This window comes from Psychrobacter sp. JCM 18902 (genome assembly GCF_904846615.1).
Taxonomy (GTDB): Bacteria; Pseudomonadota; Gammaproteobacteria; order Pseudomonadales; family Moraxellaceae; genus Psychrobacter.
Genome location: NZ_CAJHBK010000001.1, coordinates 994,521 through 1,009,884, shown reverse-complemented (window position 1 = coordinate 1,009,884; position 15,364 = coordinate 994,521). Strand labels below are relative to the sequence as shown.

The following is a 15,364-nucleotide window of genomic DNA, read 5'->3' as shown; positions in this document are numbered from 1 at the left end:
TAAAAATTAAACAAATTTAAGCCTCTAACTAAAGTCAACGTCTGTTTAACTTATTGTATCACTGCTATTTTTAGGATATCGCAATTAGTATGAACTGCCATGTTCTGCTTATTTGGCTCTATCTGCTTAACTCTTTTTGGCTAAGCTAAATCATACTCGCCTGCAGCAACTGCTGCGCATAGGGATGCTGTGGGCTATTAAAAACATCTTCAGTACGTCCAGACTCAATACACATGCCATCTTTAAGCACCATAATATGCTGACATAAGGCGCGCACCACTTTTAAGTCATGACTAATAAACACATAGCTGATTTGTAGTTTCTGTTGAATTTCACGTAGTAAATTAACGACGGTCACCTGCGTGGTACTATCAAGCGCGGACGTCGGCTCATCTAATATCAATAGACTCGGCTGCATAATAAGAGCGCGCGCAAGTGCTACCCGTTGACGCTGACCACCTGACAACTCATGCGGATAGCGATGCGCAAACTCAGCTGGCAGATGCACGGTAGCAAGGCTATCCATCACTGCCTGCTGCCGTGCTGCCTTATCAACGCCTTGTACGAGCAATCCTTCTTCAATGATTTGCATCACTGTCATACGTGGATTGATACTGGCAAATGGGTCTTGAAATACCATTTGAATTTGCGAGCGAAACTGACGTAGCTCACCCTTGGACAATACTGAAATATCTTGTCCATTAACCATTATCTCGCCACCCACACGTGCTTGATTGCTAAGTAATTGACTTAACGCAAGCGCTGTCGTGGTTTTTCCAGAGCCTGACTCACCTACAATGCCTAACGCCCAACCTTTCTGTAGCGTCATATCAACATCTTTTACCGCATCAAACCAGCGCTTAGTACCACCAAACAGACTTTTTTCAATGGGAAACTGTACTTGTAAATTGCTGACTTGCAATACGGTTGGTGGATGATTTTGATCATCATTAGAGAAGTTCAGTGCTTGGCCAAAGTCTTGTTTGATTAACGAGCGGGTATATTCGGCTTTAGGCTGATTGAACACACTTATGGTTTGCCCTTGCTCAATCCTTTTACCTTGGCGCATGACAATTACTTCATCACTGTAGCGCCTGACCAGATTGAGGTCATGGCTAATAAGCACCATCGCCATATTATGCTGACGCTTAAGATCATCTAATAGAGCGAGAATCTCATGTTGCAGAGTCACATCAAGCGCGGTGGTCGGCTCATCAGCGATTAAAATATCAGGCTGCTGTGCCAATGCCATGGCAATCATGACCCGTTGACGTTGACCGCCTGATAGCTCATGCGGATAGCGGTTCAGCTTATCAATCGGATTGGTAATATTGACATCATTTAGTAAATCGATTGTTTGGCTTTGCCATTGTTTCTTGGGCACACCAACTAGACGTAGTGATTCAGCAATTTGTTTGCCGACCGTATGTAGTGGATTGAGCGCTGTCATCGGCTCTTGAAACACCATGCCGATGCGCTGTCCGCGAATAGAGCGCAGCGCAGCGTTACGTGCCTTAACACTAACATTGGCATTGGCTATAGGTAGCACAGTCAAACCTGCTGACCCTGCCAGCTTCACCTCACCGCTAACGGTCAAACTGTCTGGCAATAAGCCTAATAGCGCGAGACTTGCAATAGATTTGCCAGAGCCTGATTCACCTACGATAGCAAGAGTTTGTCCTTGCCGCAGCTCATAAGAGAGTTTATCGACTAACGTTACGCCGTTATTGGTAAGAATACTAAGCTTATCGACACTCAACATTAGCTTTTGCTGTGTATTGCTATAATTTCCGTTTAGGCTGTCAGTTTGCGTATCAATCATGGTCATCTTAAGAACGCCTCGGATCAAACGCATCACGCAGCGCTTCGCCAACGAATATTAGCAGTGATAAAATGAATGTTAAGCTAAAAAATCCTGATAGCGCAAGCCATGGTGCATCGAGATTATTTTTCCCTTGTACCATAAGCTCACCAAGCGATGGTGAACCAGGCGGCAAGCCATAACCTAAAAAGTCTAATGCTGTTAAAGCGATAATATTAGCTGTCAATATAAATGGTAGCTGTGACAAACTTGACGCTAGGGCATTGGGCAAGATATGCCTTAGCATGATTTGACTGTCCGATACCCCAAGATTACGGGCAGCGCGCACATAATCAAAGTTACGCGCGCGCAAAAACTCTGCCCGTATCAAACCAACCAGTCCCATCCAACCAAATAATAACATCATTGCAAATAGCATGAAGATACTGGGGCTGAATAAACTGACCAAAATAATAATCATAAACAGCTGCGGCATACCGCCCCATACTTCCATGAAGCGCTGCCCTGCCAAATCTATCCAACCACCGTAATAGCCTTGTATCGCACCGACGATAACACCAATCACTGCCCCAGCAAGTGTTAATGCTAAACCGAACAATAATGACACGCGCATGCCATAAAGTATCCGTGCCAACACGTCGCGACCCAAGTCATCAGTACCAAGCCAGTTCTGGCTATTGGGCGCTGCTGGATATGGAATACCCAGCTCAACGTTTGGTGTCTGATCGGCAAATGGAATCGGCGGCATAATGTAAAAACCCTGCTCATCAATCAGCGTCTGTACCGCAGGGTCTTTATAATTGGTCTCGGTCTCAAACACCCCACCAAAAGTCGTTTCAGGATAAGCTTTTAGGACAGGAAAGTAATAATCGCTTTGATACTGCACCAGTAGCGGCTTGTCATTGGCAATCACATTGGCTGCCATACAAATGACGAATATCAGTGCAAAAATGAATAATGATACGACGCCTAGACGATTACGGCGAAAGCGATTAAGTCGCGCCTGCCAGATAGGATTTAGGCGACGTTTTTTTGGCATAGAGATAGGAGATGCAGATGAAGGCGTTGAAGGTAATGGACAACTTGACATTAGCGCCCCTCAAAATCAATACGAGGATCAATTAAGTGGTAACTCAAATCACTGATTAACTGTAATAACAGTCCGACCAAGGTAAAAATAAACAACGTGCCAAATATCACCGGATAATCACGCTGCTGAATGGCTTCGAAACCTAACAGTCCCAAACCATCAAGTTTAAAAATAATCTCGATTAAGAAGTTTCCGGCAAAGAAAATGCCAACGATAGCCGCTGGAATACCTGCAATAATAATCAGCATGGCATTACGAAACACATGTCCGTATAGCACTTGACGCTCAGCCAAACCTTTAGCACGAGCAGTAAGCACATATTGCTTGCCGAGCTCTTCCAAAAAGCTAAACTTGGTCAAATAAGTCAAGCCAGCGAAACCACCAACCGTACTTGCTAGCAGTGGTAGCGCCAAATGCCAAAAGTAATCTTTGATTTTGCCCAGCGTGCTTAATTGATCGAAGTTCTCAGAGGTCAAGCCTTGCAGTGGAAAGATATTCCAGTAGCTACCACCTGCAAAAAACACCAGTAATATAACGGCAAATACGAAAACAGGTATTGCATGCCCGATAGCAAGCAGCATGGCAGTGGCTTTATCAATCCCCGAGCCATGATGCATGGCTTTATAGATACCTAATGGAATCGCTATCATATAAATCAGCAGCGTGCTCCAGAGTCCAAGCGAGATAGAAACGGGTAATTTCTCGATAATCAAATCCGTTACCGACTGTCCTTTAAAAAAAGACTCGCCAAAATCTAGCTGAGCGTAATTCTTTAACATGAGCCAAAAGCGCTCAGGTGCCGATTTATCAAAGCCGTATTGGGCATTAATCGCTGCAACCATTTCCTCAGATAAGCCACGCGTACCTTGATAGGTACTGTTATTTCCCGCACTACCCGCGCCAATATTACCGCCAAGCGCATTGTCTTTTGCCCCTTGCTCGATAAGCGCCAGCTGCTGCTCGACAGGACCACCAGGCGCTGCTTGTACAATGACAAAATTCGCCAACAATATCAAAAAAAGCGTCGGTAATATCAGCAGTAACCTTTTCAAGATATAACGACCCATAACGACGGCTTCCTAAGATAAAAACATAACAACAGAGAAAATGAGGAGCGACCACTTATCGACTTATTATTTGTTAAAGCATTGATTAGAACTTATGGCTTAAGCTTTAAAAGTTAGAAACTAGAAGCTATTTTTAAGCTCACGTAATCCAGCAAATATAGCCAAAGATTTATCATCATCGATAGTTGCTTTAGACTTCACCCCTGCTATCACACTCGGCTCTTGCGTCCGTAAAAACACATTGACTGCACGTTCATGTTCTAGAGTGACTGGCAACGTCGGAATACCTTGGGTGGTTTTTTCTTCTGCTTGAATCAGTGCTTGCTGCATTGCTTCATTATTAGGTTCAATAGATAGTCCAAAGCGCAGATTACTGGCAGTATATTCATGCGCAGGATATAGTAGCGTGTCAGCTGGTAAACCATTTAAACGCTTAAAGCTGTTGTGTAATTGCTCAATCGTCCCCGTAAATACCCGTCCGCATCCAGCACTAAATAAAGTATCGCCACAAAAGCAGTGCTTAAGCCCGTCAATATCCAAAACATAAGCCACGTGGCTAGCAGTATGACCGGACACATCCCATACTTGTGCTGCACAGCCCCACGCACTGACGGTACTACCATCTTTGATGGTTTGATCTTCATCGACATTATGCTCAGTATGCGCAACCAGATGCGTCATCGGATAAGACTCTTGCAGTTCTGCGACACCGCCGATATGGTCATGATGATGATGAGTCGTCCAGATAGACGTCAGCTCTAATTTATTTTCTTCCAAATAACTCATGACAGGCTCAGCTTGACCAGGATCAATAACGATCGCCTGTTTATTATTTTCATTAATCAATGTCCAAATATAATTATCATTGAACGCTTTGATTGGGTGAATGCGAATAGTCATATTAAATCCTTACCAGTAGTTATCTTTATTGCTGATGTCTTTTATGGTTTTTTTTGAACCAAATAAAATTTTAAGATGCAGCGTTATTTCCTTTATTGTTCTAAATTATTGCTTCAAGTACTGATTAACACGTGCTTCTGCTTCTTTGTCCGTCCACCAGTAGTCAATACCGATGGCATTAGAGGGCAGATTTTCAGTATGACGATATTGATCCCAATAGGCGACATTGGTCGCTGATTTACCGTATAAAGGCACTAAATAATGACCAGCACGTAGTAGGCGATCGAGCACCTGAGTATATAATATAGTATCGTCGCGAGTTTTAGCATTACCAAGCTGCTCTATCACCGCGTCAATCTCTGGGTTTTTGATGCCGATAGTATTTCTATTGCCCGCTTGGTCGGCCGCTGAGCTACCCCAAAAACCAACTTGTTCCGCACCAGGGGATAAACTCTGAGCAAATTTATCAACTATCATGTCGTAGTCAAAACGGCGTACCCGCTCATAATATTGTGGTCCGTCAACTTGACGTAACGTGGCATCAAAGCCCAAGCGCTTTAGATTTCGAATATATGGCAGCAACACCCGACCCATGGTATCGCCTGTCATCAATATCTCAATCTGAGCAAGTTGTCCATTGGGCTGATATAGTTTCATATCGTTATAATAAAACCCTGCATCTAGCAACAGCTGCCGCGCTTCTAACAGTCCTTTACGGTTAAAGCCGCTACCGTCACTGGTCGGCAATTGCCACTCCATTAATACGGTTTGACGTTGCAGCGGTTCAAGCTTGGGTAATAAAGGCGTAAGCACCTGCATCTCTTCAGCAGATGGCATCCCTGTTGCAGCAAGCTCGGAGCCATGAAAGAAACTTTGCAAGCGTTCATACTGCCCATGAAACAATGTCTTATTCATCCACTCAAAGTCATAAGCCTTGCTCAATGCTTGACGGACACGAATATCTTGAAAGATGGGACGTCGCATATTCATGACCAGACCTTGCATTGGTACTGGGTTTTCGCTGCTTATGGTTTCTTTATTGATAAGACCTGCCTTGACTGCAGGGAAGTTATAACCCGTTGCCCAGTTCGACGCTTTATTCTCAGGGCGAAAACGATATTGACCAGACTTAAAACCTTCAAAGGCAATCTCATCGCTTTGATAATAAACAAACTTAATCATATCGAAGTTATAACGACCGCGATTGACCATCAAATCACGACCCCAATAATTGGGATCACGTACATAGCTGACCGAGCGCCCTGCATCGACGCGGCCGAGTTTATAAGGACCACTGCCCATGAGCGGTGTCAACGTTATTTTCTCAAAGTACGTATCGATAGAGGACTTAGCAAAAATAGGAAACTGTCCGACAGTTAGCAAGATTTCTTTATTATCATTAGAGGCAAAGATAAACTTCACTTGCTGCTTATTAATAATTTGAATGTCTTTAATATCACCCAAATAGCTGCGAATATACATCGGACCTTTATTTAACAGCGCATCATAAGTCGCTTTGACGTCACTACTAGTGACCGACGTGCCATCCCAAAAACGGGCAGCAGTATCAACATGATAAATAATCCAACTGGTATCATCAGGGTCATAAGTGACCTTGCTCGCCAGCTGCGGATACATGGTAAAAGCTTCATTTAATGAGCCAGTCATCAAGGTGTCATATAGATAATCGGTGCCAACCATCGCCACACCTGTGGTCATCCATTTATTGGCCGCATTAAAGGTGCCGCGTGCATCCAGTGAAAGCGTACCACCTTTGGGCGCCTTTGGGTTGGCATAAGGCATAAAGGGCACATCGATATACTCAGTGGTACTATTATGACCAAGCGCAGTAATGGTGATTGGCACCGCAATACTGGCTGGTATCCAGCTAATAGTAATGGCAAGCAAGACGGCCTTTAGCATGGTATTTTTTAGCATCATAAAGTTATAACAAACCCCTTTGCCAGACCGAATGAATATATTGAACATTTAACCAGTGACTAAAGGCTAATGACCGCTTATGAAATAAAATCTAAAAAAATATGTCGTATCTGACGTATCGTAAGTGCTGCAGAATTTTATCATAACAAACTTAGGTTTTTTAACCTAATGATTTGCAGCGTTAGAGTTGCTACATGATGCATCATTTATCTTAAAAGAATACTAACGCGTATAACAAAAGACGCAACTTTTATAAGCTGCGTCTTTTGTTTTAAAATCCATGCTAATTTATGCGTGTTTTTTCTCAAACGCAATCATAAAGTCAACCAACTGCTGCACCCAATCTAATGACACTGCATTGTAAATGCTGGCACGCATACCGCCCACATCGCGGTGACCTTTTAGATTCATCAAGCCTGCCGCTTCCGACTCTTCTAAGAATACTTTATCAAGGCTGCTGTCGGCTAAGGTAAAAGGCACATTCATGATAGAGCGATATTTGGGATCAACTGGATTGCTATAAAAGCTGCTATCATCAATCGTTTTATAGAGTAAATCAGCTTTTTGTTGGTTGATTTTGCCAATAGCAGCAACGCCGCCCTGCTCCTCTAACCAATCAAACACCAGCCCTGCTAAATACCAAGAATACGTCGCTGGTGTGTTTGACATGGATTCTTTTTCAGCTTGGTGCTCATAGTTCATCAGCAGTGGGCACCATTCACTCGCTTGACCCAATAGGTCTTCACGGATAATCACGATAATCAGACCTGCTGGCCCGATATTTTTTTGCGCACCTGCGTAAATCATGCCAAATTTAGAGACATCAATGGGCTGTGACAAAATACAAGAAGACATATCGACGACAATTGGTGCATCGACTTGTGGCGGCTCAAATATTTGCAAACCATGAATGGTTTCGTTAGCGCAGTAATGGAAATAGGCGGCATCTTCGCTCAGGTTCCATTCGCTTTGGGCTGGTACGTCAGTAAAGCTACTGTCTTTACCCGTTGCGACCTGATTCACTTCACCAAGACCAAGCTTTTCATAGCGCTGTGCTTCTTTGACCGCTTTACCAGACCATGCACCCGTCGTTAGATAGTCTGCGCGCCCACCATTTAGCAAGTTTAATGGGATCGCTGAAAACTGTAAGCTAGCGCCACCTTGTAAAAATAGAACTTTATAGTTATCTGGAATGTCCATTAGCGAGCGCAATTTGGCTTCGGCTTTTTCGGTAATGGCGATGTATTCTTTACTACGGTGACTCACTTCCATAACCGACATGCCGCGTCCCTGCCAATCAAGCAACTCTTCTTGAGCGCGTGATAATACGGCCGTCGGTATGGTGGCAGGTCCCGCTGAAAAATTGGGTACGCGGTTAGGAGCGGCTTTAGTGGTCATAATCAATATCCTAAATATGATGAAGTCATCGTGGTTATTAAAGGTTGAATGTTGAAGGTGAATTTTATCGTTATTTTTTAATCTCTATCATAGTAAGTGGTAAGCCTTTAACTGTGACTCGATAACTGCTCCCAAAGCTGACGTTTAAGGCTACTATCAGCAAGCATCTCATCGAGTGTGGGCACAGTAGTCACGCTAGGATGTTCAAGACCGTCAGGCAACACTGTCAATGCGGCAATTTTTATCTCTTCGCTACGGCCGATTTTAAAGACGTATCCAGCAAGACTGGCATTGGCAAGCTCAGCCGTATCCATACCTTCACAGATAGGGAACGATGTCGTCTCACAACTGATGGATAACGCTTGGGTGATATTTTGCCACAGTTTTTGGCTGTCATGATTAAGTGCTTGGATGTCCACCAAAATCACCCAATCGCCATAGCGACCACCTTGTAAATCAAAGGGTGCTACCTTTTTAAAGCTTTCCTCTTCTTTAAAACCGCCATCTTCAAAGCTCGAAGCGTCATTTATATCAACAATAGAAGTTTGCTGTACAACAGTATCTACAAGGGAGGTAACGGCTGGCTTAGATATATTAAGGGCATTAGGAGCAGTCGAGTCAAAACTATAAGTAACAGGGCTTTGCTGGTCAGAATGGTTTAAACCTATCTTATTAGCATCATAATAGTGATTAGCAGACTCATCATCCACTATACCTGATAGCGAATCAGCAGATGCTGAATGCGACATCCCAACGCTTATATCATCACCATTGGGATACTTAACACTTGGCTGTTCAGTGGTCGCAGCAGCAGAAATATAGGTCGTGCTGGTATTAACGATAGTCGAGTTAGTGGTAGCCGGATCAGGCAGAGTAGGCGCAGAAATATCTGCGATATTCATGGTTTCAGAGCTCGGCTGCACCCACTGAGTGATACCCATCATCGCTAAAATCTGGCGCTGCTGCATGCGCTGCTGCAATACAATTAGCGGCTCTTGGATATCACTCATGCTTATTTACTATCCTACTTATCTAAAATGAATTTACAGGCTTTTACTATCAAAAGAAATGCTATTAAGAAAAGGTCAAGAACATATCGTTTCTTGCCAGCAAAACAATTACTTAAGTACCATCAACTAAATTGCTCAAAAAAGCTGCCGAACGCCTAACCAATGATTGGCTAACATGGACAAGCAATCATATTCATCTTGACTGACTATCGTATCGTGTAACATCACCGTATGCAATGTGCTCAGCCATTGCCGGTAAGTATGATAAGCATAAGAATGACTGTCATTGCCTGCGTTGACGTCTTGTCTATGAGCATTATAATCTATTTGATCGCCGCCCTGTTGCCTCTGTCTATAATTATCATCACCTTTGGCTTTAGAACTAGATGATTGACTGGCAGGCGCTATAAAAATAGGCACCGCTTCTATCACTGCCAATATTTGGACACTATTTATATTTTGCACAGTCAATAGTAGCCATTGCAAATTTGCGTCACTAACAGCGGCTAAGTCAATATCAATCAAACGTGCATGACGCCGCAAATCCACGATATAGTGAGCAACACTGTCATTATTATAGCCGAGTGCTAAAATAGGTGCTGAAACGTGTACTGAGTTATCTAGTGCTGATACGACCTGACCCTTGACATCTTTTGATAGGCGATAAGCCAATAAAACAAGCATGGTTCTCGCTGCAACATCGAGACCATCAAATACCTGTTCTGAAGGGTCAAGCTGGTCATAAATATCATCTCTACCCGCTTGCAATGCTTGCTGCCATAACCATAATAGCTGAGGCTGAGCATGCACGTGTATCTCGTTCAATACAGTAGACAATATCGGTAATAGTTGCTGCAACTGTAGCGCTTGCCATAATGATAAAATCGATGGCAACCGAGAGTTGGTATTTTCTAAAGGATTTGATAATAATTGAGGCTTATCAATAGAATCATCATTATCTATATTATCGGCGATATTTTGGCTTAAATCCGCCGTGAGGTAGTGTTCAAATAGCTCAATGATACCCTGTTGATAGCGCATCAGCATTGTACGACACTTTTTTTGCTGCACATAATGTTGATGTTCTTGATTGCTATGACTCGTTTCATATCTGAAGCGTGATTCATTGATAGCAGTTTCTGACAGGTCATGCTGACTCAGTTGCTTGATTGCCAATGCAATCAATGCGTTGTCTAAACGCCTATCAAGATGTGCCACTGCCGCTAATAATTTATGATCTATCGTATGCGCTAAAAATTGGGGGTGGCTGCTAATATTAGCGCTAGCGTTATTATTGATTTCAGCAGCAGACGCTTTATCGTTAGCAATTCCAAGCCAGATATCACTCAAGTCATAACTCTCAGTCGTTGCTAATATACGACCTTGATGGCACAACATAACTGCTTCAATCAAAGCTTGCGCCCCGAGCGGGTGATAACTGTGATTGAGTATATACTGCGGCAGTGAAACTTTTTGTCTATCGTCGATACCAATCAATGTATCCGATGGCAAATCGCTATCAGGTTTTGCTTGCCATGGCTTGAGCAACTGATGAATACCGGTATTTTGCGCTTGAACTTGTAAACGTCCTGCAACAACGACATCTTTCTCGATAACAAACTCTAGCCCCTTATCTTCGTCCAACTCATTCTTTATTTCATTTGCAGGAAAAGCAGTAATTTTTTTGTCTATAACATCATTGCTGTTATTAGTAAGGCTTTTATCGTTATCGTTTTCATTGTTATTTAACGCTGATTGAGTTTCAAATATTGATGATTGGCTATTTTTTTCTTGTTTATTTTTGCTTAGGCTATTTGCTTTTATGACGCCCCAATCCCCTAATCGCCGCTGCTCATATATCTCTTTTATTTTCTGTTGATTTATGCGCTTTTCTTTAGCCACTTGTACCGCAAAATCATGATAAGCGTTGGCATTAATGGCACTCATTCGCTCAGCCAAGCTCGGATGGGTGGCAAACCAAGAGACGTCACCCAAATCAGCACCACTACTGGCAAAGAAGAAATGACTAAGACCATTAATATCGGCGATACTGGTTAAGCGCGAACCAAGCGAATCTTGATGAATGGCTTGTAAGGTTTCCATAATAGCCGGCGAGCGTGTCAGCTGCACGCTGGTGGCATCGGCAAGCAATTCACGCTGGCGATTAAAGCTGTGTTTAATCAGTTGCGCACTGGCCATACTCGAAAAACTCAATCCATGTATTAACAACGTCCAAATATTGCGCGGTGCTTGACTATCGAACTTATTATTATTTTGTAGCCATCGTGACTTGCTCTTAGCTGACGACTGCTGGCTTTGTGATTGACTTTGCCAATAGCTTACCCATTCACTATGGGTGGTAAAATTGGCGGTTTGAGCTTCAGTGCTACGCGCATGGCTATCGACGACTCTTTGTGACAAGAGATTGCGTCGATTGACCGCATCATCAAAATAATTGTGATGGCTATTCTGATGACTGCGTTGATTACCAGCGCCAAAATTATTAATAGAATCACTCCAGTCATAGAGTAATTGCAAGCCTGCCAGCACCACCATCAGTTGCAAATTAAACGTCGCATCACCATGCAAGATATGACCATATTCATGCCCTATCAGCCCATACAGCCCCTCATCGGACAGCTTATCAAGCGCGCCTTGAGTGACGACCAACACCATATCTTGACTATGACGACCAGCAACGAAGCCGTTAATACCTTGCTCATCAGGCAGTATATAGAGAATTGGCATACGTACACCCGAAGCAATGGCTAGCTGCTGGGCAATCTCATAATAACGACGGTAGACAGGCGGAAAATCTCGCTCATTACGTACTGCGATATGGTGGGCGCTGAAACGAACCTTTGGTATAGGCTCATGCTGATGGGCAATCCCTTGACTATGCTCCCACGCATCTTGGCTGTGGTCGATAAACAGCCGAACCCCGCCCACACGCTGAGCAATAGCGCGACCGCCCGCTTCTAAACGTCTGTACTCTAAAAAACTACCGATCACAAAGCTACCGATTGTCCAGATAGCAACCAGTATCAACACCCAATGATAAATGCCACCAGTAAATATCGTTAGCAGCAGCGCCATGATACCCAGCGCTACTGCCAGATGGGCAAAGACAATGAGAAAAAATAGCCCATAGAGCAACAGACTTCGCTGGGTACGGGTGCGTTGTTCACCAAAAAAATCCATCTATATGCCTGACTTAAAAATAGCTAAACGCATCTGAACATATGAATATAATTCAATATCAGCCCATATTGACGACAGGTGCTTGAGCGATCACCTTTCTGTCTTCAAAAACTAGCGGGCTTAACGGGCGAAAGCCAAAAGTCGTACTAATAAGATTGTTGGGAAATACCTCGCGGTCATTGTTATAGAACATCACGCTGTCATTATAGTGCTGACGGGCGAAGCCAATACGGTTCTCAGTATTGGTCAGCTCATCCATCAACTCTTTAATCATGCTGTCCGCCTTTAGCTCAGGGTAAGCTTCCACAACCGCTGAAAACTGCCCTAACGCTTTAGACAGCATACTCTCAGCTTTGGCAAATAGCGCCATATGCTCAAGCGAGTCTGGCTGATGTGTATTGGAGTCTTGCAAGCTCTGGGCATGATTACGTGCACTAATCACACGGGTCAGCGTCTCTTCTTCATGCGTCAGATAGCGTTTAGCGGTTTCAACCAAATTTGGAATCAAATCATGACGGCGCTTCAGTTGCACATCTATTTGGGCAAAACCATTTTTCGCTTGGTTGCGAGCGCGTACCAACTTATTAAATATAGATACGCCAAACACAATCACTAGCAGCACGAAGGCAATGAACAACCAAACAAACATCTTCATAAGAAAACCCTAAAGTGTCCAGAATGTTAATAAAAGTTAATACATTGTATTTTAACCTATCTTAATCAATCAAAGGTCAAAATCGGACAAAAAAAGGTCGAAAAAAAGCCCTTTACAATGAAGGGCTTAATAGATCAAACGAGCATTTCTGATTAAATATCAAAACAAGCATCAAATTTTAGGCAAAAAAAAGCGACTCCAAAAGCAAATCCTCGGCACACACTGTGACTATTACCGTTGCTACCTTCCGGTCCTGGCGGGGTTCATAGAACAATGTTGCGAGGCTACCAATGGAGCCACCAGTTGCAAATTATACAAGAATTTTTAAATATTACAACCCCTATCGTAAAACTCTTTCTATAACCTCAAAACGCCCTGTAACTTAGGTGACAAAATTCTCACAGCAAGCCTGTTAAATTTTGCTATTTTAGTTGAGGAAGCTGAGCATACTCGGTATCAACTAATAACTAAAATGGACAGCTTCTCATATAAAGGCGAGTCTTACCTATTGTATGGCTCACCTAAATACTATTGATATAACTCACTCAGGAGATCATTGTGAAAACCACTTTACTTAATAAAGCCGCTCTAACGACTGGTACTGCATTTCTACTCACAGCCATGATGGGTAGCGCACATGCAGAACCAACAGGCTACGATCAGCTTACTTTTCAGACAGAAGTAAAAGAAGAAATCCAGAATGATGAAGTACGAGCCAGCTTATATAAAAAAGCGCAGGCAACGGATTCTAAAACTCTAGCGACAACGCTCAACACCTCAATTAATAATGCCATGAAAATTGCTAAGCGCTATCCAACGGTCACCGTGAGCACCGGACAACAGCGCACCTACCCTCGCTATGATAAAAATGACAAAATCATTGGCTGGACAGGACAAGCAAACATCGATTTAAAAAGTACCGACTTTGCAGCCACCAGCCAACTCATCGCTGACCTACAAGAAACGTTGGTGATGGACAATCTGAACTTTGGTGTCTCAGATACCAAAAAGGATGCGCTTGAGCAAAAGCTGATGACCAATGCGTCTCGTGCTTTTCAGCAACAAGCTAAAAACCTAACACGCGCTTGGGATGCTCGTGGCTATCGTGTGGTCAATGTGAATCTAAATACAGGTAGCAACTACCCACGTCCGATGTATAGTGCTATGAGTATGAAAGCAGGCGCAGCAGACGAATCAGTACCTAGCCAAAATTTTGAATCTGGCAATAGCACTATCTCAGTGACTGCTAATGGTACGATTGAATTGACTAAATAAGCTGTAAATACATAGAATTAATAAATATCCTTATAAACATAAAGGCAAGCGCTGCAATCAGCGCTTGCCTTTATGTTTATACAGAAGAAATTAACTTATAAAGTTACTCTACTTTGTATGGGTTCTTATACTTATCCATGATTGACACATTAACTACAAGTCAATTTGTCACTGGTTGCTCAAGCGTCATGGGTTTATCCACTATAGGCTTAGTAAATGATTGCATATTCGGTTGTTTGCCCTCTTGACGCATTTTTAACAGCACTTTTTGATACCAAGGTAGATTCTGATAAGCTAAAAGCTGTTGCGCGATTTTCTTATTATTTTGCAATGTTGTATTGTTTTGAATCACATAAACCGTACGCTCTACTTGTTTGAGTGTTTGACCTTTCTCATTTTTCAACACGGCTTTTATCTTATGCGATCCTGGTAAAACATCTACCGTTGCAATCGATGCGCTGAGAGCTTGCGCGACTTCATTACCATCCAAATAGATACTGACACTATCACCTGCTTGTAACTCCGGCTTCACTTGCACATTGATATCAATGCTTTGGGCTGGGCGACGATATGCACGTTCTGCGCTTGGTTCAGTAATAGCAAGCTGGTAATTGACAACTGGTTTGGCGACAGGGCTATTTTTAGCAGCCGTATTTTGCGTAGTCGTATTAACATTACTAGAAGGAGGCGTACTACTCGCGTTATCACTGTTACTTGAGCTGACGCGACTTTCTTTCGTCGTGACACCCGTTTGGCTGATTTGTTTACCTGCTTTCGGCTCATAATTTTGCGGGCGATCGGTAAAGGTGACTTGACCTGTTTTTTCGTCAATAACTTTATAAATAGGCGCAGCATTTGCCAAAGGGGCGTAGAGAGTTGCCATACTAATCATCGTAGCAGCAATCAGTGCTAACCCTAACTTACTGTTTGAAAAAACCGGTTTTGATAATGAAGTCATAGTCAGTCAACCTAATGAGTACCTAATATTATGAATATCTATTATGC

At 43.0% G+C, this 15,364-nt stretch carries 11 protein-coding genes and 1 other RNA gene; 1 reads left to right on the top strand and 11 read right to left on the bottom strand.

The genetic code is table 11. The features are described 5' to 3' along the window. Positions 1–145: 145 nt before the first annotated feature. The 10 genes from JMY05_RS04175 to ffs form a co-directional block, all read right to left on the bottom strand. Positions 146–1,822 (bottom strand): ABC transporter ATP-binding protein, encoded by a 1,677-nt coding sequence (locus JMY05_RS04175; protein WP_227678206.1) that lies wholly within the window; start codon positions 1,820–1,822, stop codon positions 146–148. A 7-nt stretch (positions 1,823–1,829) separates the two neighbouring features. Beyond that, a complete protein-coding gene (locus JMY05_RS04170) occupies positions 1,830–2,861 on the bottom strand; it encodes an ABC transporter permease (RefSeq protein WP_201615340.1) in 1,032 nt (343 codons plus the stop codon). 50 nt (positions 2,862–2,911) lie between these two features. Further along, positions 2,912–3,979 carry a microcin C ABC transporter permease YejB gene (locus JMY05_RS04165; protein ID WP_201614233.1) on the bottom strand — a complete coding sequence of 356 codons (1,068 nt, stop codon included), beginning with the start codon at positions 3,977–3,979 and terminating at the stop codon, positions 2,912–2,914. A 120-nt stretch (positions 3,980–4,099) separates the two neighbouring features. After that, a complete protein-coding gene (gene gloB, locus JMY05_RS04160; RefSeq protein WP_201614232.1) occupies positions 4,100–4,879 on the bottom strand; it encodes a hydroxyacylglutathione hydrolase in 780 nt (259 codons plus the stop codon). A 105-nt stretch (positions 4,880–4,984) separates the two neighbouring features. After that, complete coding sequence (locus JMY05_RS04155; protein ID WP_201615339.1) at positions 4,985–6,817, bottom strand: extracellular solute-binding protein; 1,833 nt, start codon at positions 6,815–6,817, stop codon at positions 4,985–4,987. Between the two features lie 291 nt (positions 6,818–7,108). Then, positions 7,109–8,218, bottom strand: a complete 1,110-nt coding sequence (serC, locus tag JMY05_RS04150; RefSeq protein ID WP_045447398.1) for a 3-phosphoserine/phosphohydroxythreonine transaminase — start codon at positions 8,216–8,218, stop codon at positions 7,109–7,111. Positions 8,219–8,325: 107 nt separating this feature from the next. After that, positions 8,326–9,228, bottom strand: a complete 903-nt coding sequence (locus JMY05_RS04145) for a hypothetical protein (protein ID WP_045447395.1) — start codon at positions 9,226–9,228, stop codon at positions 8,326–8,328. Positions 9,229–9,363: 135 nt separating this feature from the next. Next, positions 9,364–12,429, bottom strand: a complete 3,066-nt coding sequence (locus tag JMY05_RS04140; RefSeq protein WP_201614231.1) for a M48 family metalloprotease — start codon at positions 12,427–12,429, stop codon at positions 9,364–9,366. 58 nt (positions 12,430–12,487) lie between these two features. Continuing rightward, complete coding sequence (locus JMY05_RS04135; protein WP_083475715.1) at positions 12,488–13,084, bottom strand: LemA family protein; 597 nt, start codon at positions 13,082–13,084, stop codon at positions 12,488–12,490. 196 nt (positions 13,085–13,280) lie between these two features. Further along, positions 13,281–13,377: signal recognition particle sRNA small type (ffs, locus tag JMY05_RS04130), an RNA gene on the bottom strand. Between the two features lie 328 nt (positions 13,378–13,705). Between ffs and JMY05_RS04125 the strand changes: the two genes are divergently transcribed. Further along, a complete protein-coding gene (locus tag JMY05_RS04125) occupies positions 13,706–14,359 on the top strand; it encodes an SIMPL domain-containing protein (protein ID WP_406947502.1) in 654 nt (217 codons plus the stop codon). 160 nt (positions 14,360–14,519) lie between these two features. Here the strand turns inward: JMY05_RS04125 and JMY05_RS04120 are convergent, their stop codons facing one another. Further along, on the bottom strand, positions 14,520–15,317 hold the full coding sequence (locus JMY05_RS04120; RefSeq protein ID WP_045447377.1) for a hypothetical protein: 798 nt from the start codon (positions 15,315–15,317) through the stop codon (positions 14,520–14,522). Positions 15,318–15,364: the final 47 nt, after the last annotated feature.

What these genes read in the sequence shown, in the direction of transcription:
- JMY05_RS04175 (WP_227678206.1), bottom strand. Translation starts at nt 1,822, where the DNA reads ATGATTGATACGCAAACTGACAGCCTAAACGGAAATTATAGCAATACA.
- JMY05_RS04170 (WP_201615340.1), bottom strand. Translation starts at nt 2,861, where the DNA reads ATGCCAAAAAAACGTCGCCTAAATCCTATCTGGCAGGCGCGACTTAAT.
- JMY05_RS04165 (WP_201614233.1), bottom strand. Translation starts at nt 3,979, where the DNA reads ATGGGTCGTTATATCTTGAAAAGGTTACTGCTGATATTACCGACGCTT.
- gloB (WP_201614232.1), bottom strand. Translation starts at nt 4,879, where the DNA reads ATGACTATTCGCATTCACCCAATCAAAGCGTTCAATGATAATTATATT.
- JMY05_RS04155 (WP_201615339.1), bottom strand. Translation starts at nt 6,817, where the DNA reads ATGCTAAAAAATACCATGCTAAAGGCCGTCTTGCTTGCCATTACTATT.
- serC (WP_045447398.1), bottom strand. Translation starts at nt 8,218, where the DNA reads ATGACCACTAAAGCCGCTCCTAACCGCGTACCCAATTTTTCAGCGGGA.
- JMY05_RS04145 (WP_045447395.1), bottom strand. Translation starts at nt 9,228, where the DNA reads ATGAGTGATATCCAAGAGCCGCTAATTGTATTGCAGCAGCGCATGCAG.
- JMY05_RS04140 (WP_201614231.1), bottom strand. Translation starts at nt 12,429, where the DNA reads ATGGATTTTTTTGGTGAACAACGCACCCGTACCCAGCGAAGTCTGTTG.
- JMY05_RS04135 (WP_083475715.1), bottom strand. Translation starts at nt 13,084, where the DNA reads ATGAAGATGTTTGTTTGGTTGTTCATTGCCTTCGTGCTGCTAGTGATT.
- JMY05_RS04125 (WP_406947502.1), top strand. Translation starts at nt 13,706, where the DNA reads ATGATGGGTAGCGCACATGCAGAACCAACAGGCTACGATCAGCTTACT.
- JMY05_RS04120 (WP_045447377.1), bottom strand. Translation starts at nt 15,317, where the DNA reads ATGACTTCATTATCAAAACCGGTTTTTTCAAACAGTAAGTTAGGGTTA.